This window comes from Yersinia artesiana (assembly GCF_902726545.1).
Classification (GTDB): Bacteria; Pseudomonadota; Gammaproteobacteria; order Enterobacterales; family Enterobacteriaceae; genus Yersinia; species Yersinia artesiana.
Genome location: NZ_CACVAD010000010.1, coordinates 1 through 8,257 on the forward strand (window position 1 = coordinate 1; position 8,257 = coordinate 8,257).

The window sequence follows — 8,257 nt, forward strand, 5'->3', positions numbered from 1 at the left end:
CTGGCGCTACAGCTGTGTTAGCAGCACTCGCGCACCCGAATCACTGACCTGAGTCAGCTCATCGGGATTTGCTCGTTTGCTGCCTTGCTGTAACACCAATGACTTTGGCTAATATCTTTATCAATGCTGACAAAGTCAGATCGTGCCGTTGGGGTCGTAGCGGCTTAGGTCGCCGGAGTGCCCATAGGCACGGTAAACCCTTGGCTCACCAGTTTGATTGCTGATTTTGTCATCACATCCAGGGGGATTTCTCCCCCCTTTTGCTTCTTATACTTTTCCTGAATCACCTGGGAATCACCCCGCTGAAACATTCTTGCGGCGCTTATCCAAATCTTTCAATAAACGATTAACCTGGTCATCGGCAAACATCTCTTCCAATGTTGCCGTCAACTTTCGCCGCCAGTTTGGATATTCATCACTGGTACCGGGGATATTGACCGGTGTCGCCATATCCAGCCAATCTTCCGGCTGCAAACCCAATAATGCACTGGCGCTGTCGGCAACATAACGCTGCAACCCACGATTAAGTACCGGGCTCATCGACAGCAACGACGCTTTATGACCCACTTTCTTTGGTACGCAATCATAATGATGCAACCCTTCCAGCAAGCCTTGTTTCGCACGTTCTCTATCAAGATAAAGCTGTTTCAATATCTGCTGGTCCGGATATAGCCCCAGCTTATTCCCCAACGTCAAATCATCACTTTGCCAATAACCGCGTAGCGTCGGCAGATCATGAGTTGTAATGGTTGCCATTGCTTGTACCGGATAAGACTGTGGCGCACGGAAGGTGTTTTCGCTGTCATGCTCAAAATAGAGCACTTTATAGGAATACACCCCGCTGTCGCGCAGCTTGCCGACAATCTCAACCGGCACTGTACCTAAATCTTCACCAATCACCATGCAGCGATGGCGCTGACTTTCTAACGCTAATATCGCCAGCAGATCATCGACCGGGTATTTGACATAAGCCCCTTGATCCGCCGTTTGGCCGTAAGGAATCCACCACAGACGCAATAACGCCATCACGTGATCAATACGCAGCGCGCCACAACTGGTCATATTGGCCCGCAACAAATCAATGAAAGGCTGATAAGCCCGCGCCGCCATGACATGCGGGTCCATGGGTGGCAATCCCCAGTTCTGGCCCAGCGGCCCTAAAATATCGGGCGGTGCCCCCACTGAAGCTTTAAGGCAATATAACTCACGATCGCACCAGGTTTCAGCGCCGCCTTCTGCAACACCAACCGCTAAATCACGATACAACCCCAGCGGCATTTTCCGTGTTTGACTGGCACGGAAGCAATCCTCAAACTGGCTGGCCGCCAACCACTGTAGCCACAGATAGAAGTTCACTTCATCGGCATGCTCACGACAGAAATCAGCCACAGCACTGCTGTGCCCATCACGATATTTTTCCGGCCACACCGGCCAACCCCACATCATGGGGTCGTTTTTACTCAAATGAGCATGCAAAGCATCAAAAGCGGCCTGTTGATGCAGGCTGCTTCCGCCCTGTTCAACAAAACGATGAAATGCCTGCACCCGTACATCTTTGGTTTTGCGCGCCGTAAAAAGCGGGAAAGCCAAACGCAAAGCGGTCAATTTGAGTTGCATGACCTGCGGATAATCAACCCATTCACTGGCACGCGCTTTCGTCAGTGCGTTTTGTGTCTCAGGCTGATGCCACCAGCTCTGCGCCGCCTCACTATGCTGGAATTCATCCACGCGATTGACGTCGATATAAATCACATTCAGCCAGCGCCGGGAAGAAGGGCTGTAAGGGCTGGCACTGTGTGGATTGGCCGGATACAGCGCATGAATCGGGTTAAGCCCAATAAAGGCCCCACCGCGCTCACCGACCTGCTCCAACATCTGATTGAGGTCGCCAAAATCACCGATACCCCAGTTATGATCGGAGCGCAGGGTATAGAGCTGAACACAGGCTCCCCAGAGCTTTTTCCCCGCCAGCAGGGCATCTGGCTCATAGCAACGTTTTGGCGCGACGATAATCGAGCACTGCCACTGCTGTAAGCCTTGTTCCAATACCAAGCGGTGATAGCCTTGCGGCAGAGAAGCCGGCAATGTCAGCGTTTTTTTGGCACTGATACGCCCCTGATGCAAATCACCTTTTTCGGTCTGTAACTGCCAGTGGTAATCGCCTGAACCCGCCATTGGCAGTTGCATTGCGCTGCCAAAAGTAAATATTTTTACCGGTGGTAATGGTGCTTTTTCTGTCTGAGAATCTGGGGGCACACTGGTGCGCCCCATGGCCGCCAACAACTGCTGCTTGGTTTGTGCCGAAATAGCCTGCGACTTACCATGCGCATTAATATAGTTGGCGGCAATCCCTGCCAGTGTCGCTGCTTGATCGAGCGATTTACGATCCATGCAGTCTTCTCCTTAACGTTTAGCTTGCCAGATCCGCGTTTGATAATCGCGAATTGAACGGTCAGAACTGAACATCCCTACCCGTGCAGTGTTAAGAATGGTACGGCGGGTCCATTCATCCTTATCGCGGTACAGGGCATCAATGTGCTGCTGTGCCTGACAATATGAAGCAAAATCAGCCAATACCAGATAAGGGTCGCCCCCTTCCAACAAGCTATGCAACATCATGTCAAATGCGTGCTTATCACCTTGGCTAAATGCACCGCTGGCCAGCTCATCCAGAATGCTTTTCAGATGTGCGTCGGCTTTCAAATAAGCCTGTGGCTTATAACCTTTCGCCAGAATGGCTTTTACCTGTTCAACAGTGTTGCCGAAAATAAAGATATTCTCATCACCCACCTGTTCAGCAATCTCGACGTTAGCGCCGTCCAGCGTACCCACCGTCAATGCGCCATTCAGTGCCAGTTTCATATTGCCAGTGCCGGAGGCTTCTTTGCCCGCAGTTGAAATCTGCTCGGACACATCCGCCGCGGGAATCATCAACTCGGCAACCGAAACTTTGTAATCCGGGATAAAGACCACTTTCAGACGATCTTTAACGATCGGATCATTATTGATCTTCTCAGCAGCCTGATTGATTGCATAAATAATATTCTTGGCTAAATAATATCCCGGCGCAGCTTTGGCACCAAACAGGAACACTCGCGGCGCGATGTCCAGATTTGGGTTGTCGCGGATCTGGCGATACAGCGACAGAATATGTAACAGATTCAAATGCTGACGTTTATATTCATGCAAGCGCTTAATCTGCACATCGAAGATGGCATTCGGATTAATGGTTATCCCCATCACGCGCTTAACATATTCAGCTAACTTAACTTTATTGTCGTATTTGATCTGCTGATAGCGAGTGCGGAAAGCCTTATCTTCGGCATAAGGCTCAAGCCCGGCTAATGCATCCAGATTATTCGCCCATTCCACTTTTAATGTGTCGTCAATCAAACCAGACAGTGCCGGGTTACATTGCTTCAACCAGCGGCGTGGTGTAATGCCATTGGTAACGTTGTGGAATTTATTTGGCCACAACTGATAGTATTCAGGGAATAAATCTTTGATAACCAAATCTGAGTGCAACTGCGCGACACCGTTGACCGCAAAGCCGCTCACCACGCACAGATTGGCCATCCGCACCTGCTTATTATGGTGGACTGCCAGCTTGGCCCAAACTTCTTCATCGCCCGGCCATTGCTTATCGACCAACTTCTTAAATTGCGCATTGATCTGCTTGATGATGACAAAATGACGTGGCAGCAAGCTGCGCACCAGTTTTTCATCCCAGCACTCAAGGGCTTCTGGCATCAAAGTGTGGTTGGTATAGGCGAAGGTTTTACTGGTGATAGCCCAAGCCGCATCCCAGCTAAGCTGATGTTCATCCAACAATACGCGCAGCATTTCAGGAATGGCGATAGTCGGGTGGGTATCATTCAACTGAATAACTTCATAATCCGGCAGTTCAGCCAGCTTGCGGCCTGCCAAATGGTGCTTACGTAAGATATCCGCCACCGAACAAGCGCACTGGAAATATTGCTGCATCAGCCGCAGGCGTTTACCGGCCAGATGGTTGTCATTCGGATACAGCACTTTAGTCAGCTTTTCTGCTTCAACACCGTTTTTTTCGGCCTGCAGGAATTTACCGTCATTAAAGTCTGTTAAATCAAATGGATGCTGGTGAGTTGCCTGCCATAAGCGCAATGGCTGAGTGATGCCGTTACGAAAACCCAGCACCGGTAAATCCCAGGCTTCACCACGTAAGGTAAAGGCCGGACGCCATAACTGACGGCCATCCGCTTGTTTCTCCAGCTTGCCACCAAAACCGACATCCACCGCCAGCGCGGCATTGTGGCGGAACCACGGGTAGCTCTCGCGCTGCCAATTATCCGGCGCTTCCTGCTGCTTACATTCACTGAAAGATTGACGGAACAAGCCGTATTGATAATTCAGACCATAACCGGTGGCGGGCTGCTCAACTGTCGCCATCGAGTCGAGGAAACAAGCCGCCAGACGCCCCAAGCCACCATTGCCCAATGCCGGGTCGGTTTCCTGCTCTAACAGGTCACTCAGACTAACCTGCTGCTCAGCTAACAGCGCCTCCACTTGGTCATACCAACCCAGATTAATCAGGTTATTGGCGGTTAAACGACCAATTAAAAACTCCATTGAAATGTAGTTAACATGGCGCTGTACTTTTTTGGCTTTACCAGGGGCGGGCTGAGCAGACAACTGTTCGGCTAATGCTGCACTGACCGCTTCCCACCATTGGTGTTGGGTCATGTGCTGAGCGGAGGTTAAGCCAAAGCGCTGCCACTGGCGGGCAAGTGCGGCCAGAAAATCGTCCTTTTTAAGCATAGGCTGTGACATAGGGAGGTCTCTATCCTGTGAGTGGGGTAATTTTACCCTTATCCTGCCAATGAGAACTGACAAGAGCATCATCCCGCCGGACGATTAGCTGGGGATGAGTCGCAGGGCGTAGCTAAAATTGTGATCCGGTGCAACTTACAGCCATAGGAAACATTAACTCTATTGCAATAAGATGGCTGTTATCAGACCTTAGCAGTGCTGATTAATTACGAGGCTAAAAATAATTACTCTTATGAATGCCTGTAACAACTTCCTACAAATGGACATATCAATCGCCAGGACGTCTTCTCACCGGATCTCTTTAAAACCGGACATAGCATGCTGATCCCATCAAAACTGAGCCGCCCGGTACGGCTGCAAAATACCGTGATACGTGATCGCCTGTTAGTTAAGTTATCAGGCGTCGCAAATTACCGTCTGACCTTAATCAATTGCCCGGCGGGGTATGGCAAAACGACGTTGATCGCTCAGTGGGCCGCGGATCAGTCCGACCTCGGGTGGTATTCACTCGATGAAAGTGACAATCAGCCCGAACGTTTTGCGACCTATTTAGTGGCAGCGATCCAATTGGCGACCAGAGGCCATTGCAGCAAAAGTGAGGCCATAAGCCAAAAGCATCAATATGCCAGCCTCTCTGCGCTGTTCGCACAATTATTTATCGAGCTGTCCGAGTGGGATGGCCCGCTGTATCTGGTTATTGATGATTATCATCTGATTACCAATGATGCCATCCATGAAGCTATGCGCTTTTTCCTGCGCCATCAGCCAGAAAATCTGACATTGATTATGCTGTCGCGTACCTTGCCGCCACTGGGGATTGCCAACTTGCGGGTCCGCGACCAGTTGTTGGAATTAGGTATGCAGCAATTGGCATTTAACCATCAGGAAGCGCAGCAATTCTTTGATTGCCGCCTCTCCGTGCCGCTGGAACAAGGTGATAGCAGCCGCCTGTGTGATGAAGTTGAAGGCTGGGCGACGGCGCTGCAATTGATCGCGTTATCATCTCGCCAGCCCAACTCCTCGGCACAAAAATCAGCAAAACGACTGGCAGGTCTAAATGCCAGCCATTTGTCAGACTATCTGGTCGATGAAGTGCTAGATCAGGTCGATAGCGATGCACGCGCCTTCCTGCTGCGTTGTTCGGTTTTGCGCTCGATGAATGATGCTCTGATTGTGCGCCTGACTGGCGAAGATAACGGCCAACAACGGCTGGAAGAGTTGGAGCGCCAGGGCCTATTTATTCATCGCATGGATGATAGCGGCGAATGGTTCTGTTTCCATCCATTGTTCGCCACTTTCCTGCGCCAGCGCTGCCAGTGGGAACTGGCATTAGAGTTGCCAGAGTTGCACCATGCGGCGGCTGAAGGTTGGATGGCGCTGGGCTATCCGGCGGAAGCTATTCACCATGCATTAGCGGCGGGTGATGTCGGCATGCTGCGCGATATCTTGTTGCAACACGCCTGGACGCTGTTTAACCACAGTGAGTTAGCCCTGCTGGAACAATGTCTGGTCGCGCTGCCCTATTCTTTATTGGTACAAAATCCTGAACTGGCGCTGCTACAGGCCTGGCTGGCACAAAGTCAGCATCGCTACGGTGAAGTTAACACCTTGCTTGAGCGCGCGGAATCGGCAATGCAGGAACGTAAAATTCCTATTGATGAGATTTTGCGGGCCGAATTCGACGCGTTACGCGCTCAGGTGGCCATCAATGCCGGCAAACCGGAAGAAGCCGAAAAGCTGGCAACAGAGGCGCTAAAATATCTGCCAATGGCAAACTTCTACAGCCGTATTGTCGCCACTTCAGTCACCGGTGAAGTTCATCATTGCAAAGGGGAGTTGAGCCGCGCATTGCCGATGATGCAGCAAACCGAGCAAATGGCGCGCCGCCACGAAGCCTATCACTATGCTTTATGGGCCTTATTGCAGCAAAGTGAAATTCTGATCGCACAAGGATTCCTGCAAGCAGCTTATGAAACGCAAGATAAAGCCTTTGATTTAATTCATGAACAACATCTTGAACAACTGCCGATGCACGAGTTCCTGTTGCGCATTCGCTCTCAGGTATTGTGGTCGTGGTCACGACTGGATGAAGCCGAAGAAGCGGCGCGTAAAGGTATAGAAATTCTGGTGAATTACCAGCCACAGCAGCAATTACAGTGTCTGGCGATGTTAGCTAAATGCTCATTGGCGCGTGGTGATTTGGATAACGCCAACATGTATATTCAGCGCTGCGAGGCACTGCAACATGGTAGCCAATATCATCTTGATTGGATTACCAATGCTGATAAGCCACGGGTTATTCACTGGCAAATGACGGGCGACAAAGCCGCTGCGGCAAATTGGCTGCGTCAGGCCGAAAAACCGGGCATGGCCGATAACCACTTTTTACAGGGCCAGTGGCGCAACATTGCGCGGATACAGATTATGTTAGGCCGTTTTAATGAAGCGGAAGTGGTGCTGGACGAACTCAATGAGAATGCTCGCCGCTTGCGTCTCACCAGCGATCTTAACCGTAATCTATTGTTAAGTAACACTCTTTACTGGCAAACCGAACGAAAAAGCGAGGCACAAAAAGCGCTGATTGAATCACTGTCACTCGCTAACCGCACCGGTTTTATCAGCCATTTTGTGATTGAAGGTGAAGCGATGGCGCAACAGCTACGCCAACTGATTCAACTCAATGCATTACCCGAGCTAGAGCAGCATCGTGCCCAGCGCATTCTGAAAGACATTAATCAGCATCATCGGCATAAATTTGCTCATTTCGATGAGATCTTCGTCGATAAGCTACTGACTCACCCGCAAGTGCCAGAACTGATCCGCACCAGCCCGCTAACCCAAAGGGAATGGCAGGTCTTGGGGCTGATTTACTCCGGTTACAGCAACGACCAGATAGCCAGCGAGTTAGATGTCGCGGCCACCACCATTAAAACCCACATTCGTAATTTGTATCAAAAATTGGGCGTTGCCCACCGGCAAGATGCGGTGCAGCAAGCGCAACGGTTATTACAGATGATGGGATATGTTTGATTTTTGTATACCCTAAATAGTTCGAGTTGCAGGAAAACGACCGACGGACATGCCGCTTGAAGTATGACGAGTATGGTGCCACTGTGCTGCAATGTAAGCTAGACGAGCCGTGCTACGTTAGTTGCAGACAGTGGTTCTTTGCAAGAAAGAACCAGACTGTTAATATTAGTTATAACTTCATTTATTTCAGCAATTTTTCTCGTTTTACTCCCTACTGTAGAAACTTCAATTTCGTTGATTTTATCTTTTTTTCCCTTGAGAAACTCCGTAATTCCTTGCCCAAGGGCTATCTTTGATTTTATACCATCAACATGGTGTTCCATTAGACTTAACATATCAGGAACCGGTAGCTCTTTAGTGCCATTCTTTAATTGATCACCTACGGATTTCAAAATATTTATTTGATTAAATGTATACT

The 8,257-nt window shown here is 49.9% G+C and carries 4 protein-coding genes; 1 reads left to right on the forward strand and 3 read right to left on the reverse strand.

Annotation, left to right across the window (positions count from 1 at the left end; genetic code table 11):
* Nucleotides 1-294: 294 nt before the first annotated feature.
* Nucleotides 295-2,391, reverse strand: coding sequence for a 4-alpha-glucanotransferase (malQ, locus tag HU019_RS04935; protein WP_174847969.1), 2,097 nt, complete (start codon nucleotides 2,389-2,391; stop codon nucleotides 295-297).
* A 12-nt stretch (nucleotides 2,392-2,403) separates the two neighbouring features.
* Nucleotides 2,404-4,809, reverse strand: coding sequence for a maltodextrin phosphorylase (gene malP / locus HU019_RS04940; protein ID WP_174847970.1), 2,406 nt, complete (start codon nucleotides 4,807-4,809; stop codon nucleotides 2,404-2,406).
* Nucleotides 4,810-5,127: 318 nt separating this feature from the next.
* Between malP and malT the strand changes: the two genes are divergently transcribed.
* Nucleotides 5,128-7,839, forward strand: a complete 2,712-nt coding sequence (malT, locus tag HU019_RS04945) for an HTH-type transcriptional regulator MalT (protein ID WP_174847971.1) — start codon at nucleotides 5,128-5,130, stop codon at nucleotides 7,837-7,839.
* A 98-nt stretch (nucleotides 7,840-7,937) separates the two neighbouring features.
* Here the strand turns inward: malT and HU019_RS04950 are convergent.
* A partial coding sequence (locus HU019_RS04950) for a hypothetical protein (protein ID WP_174850478.1) occupies nucleotides 7,938-8,257 on the reverse strand: 320 nt, incomplete at its 5' end.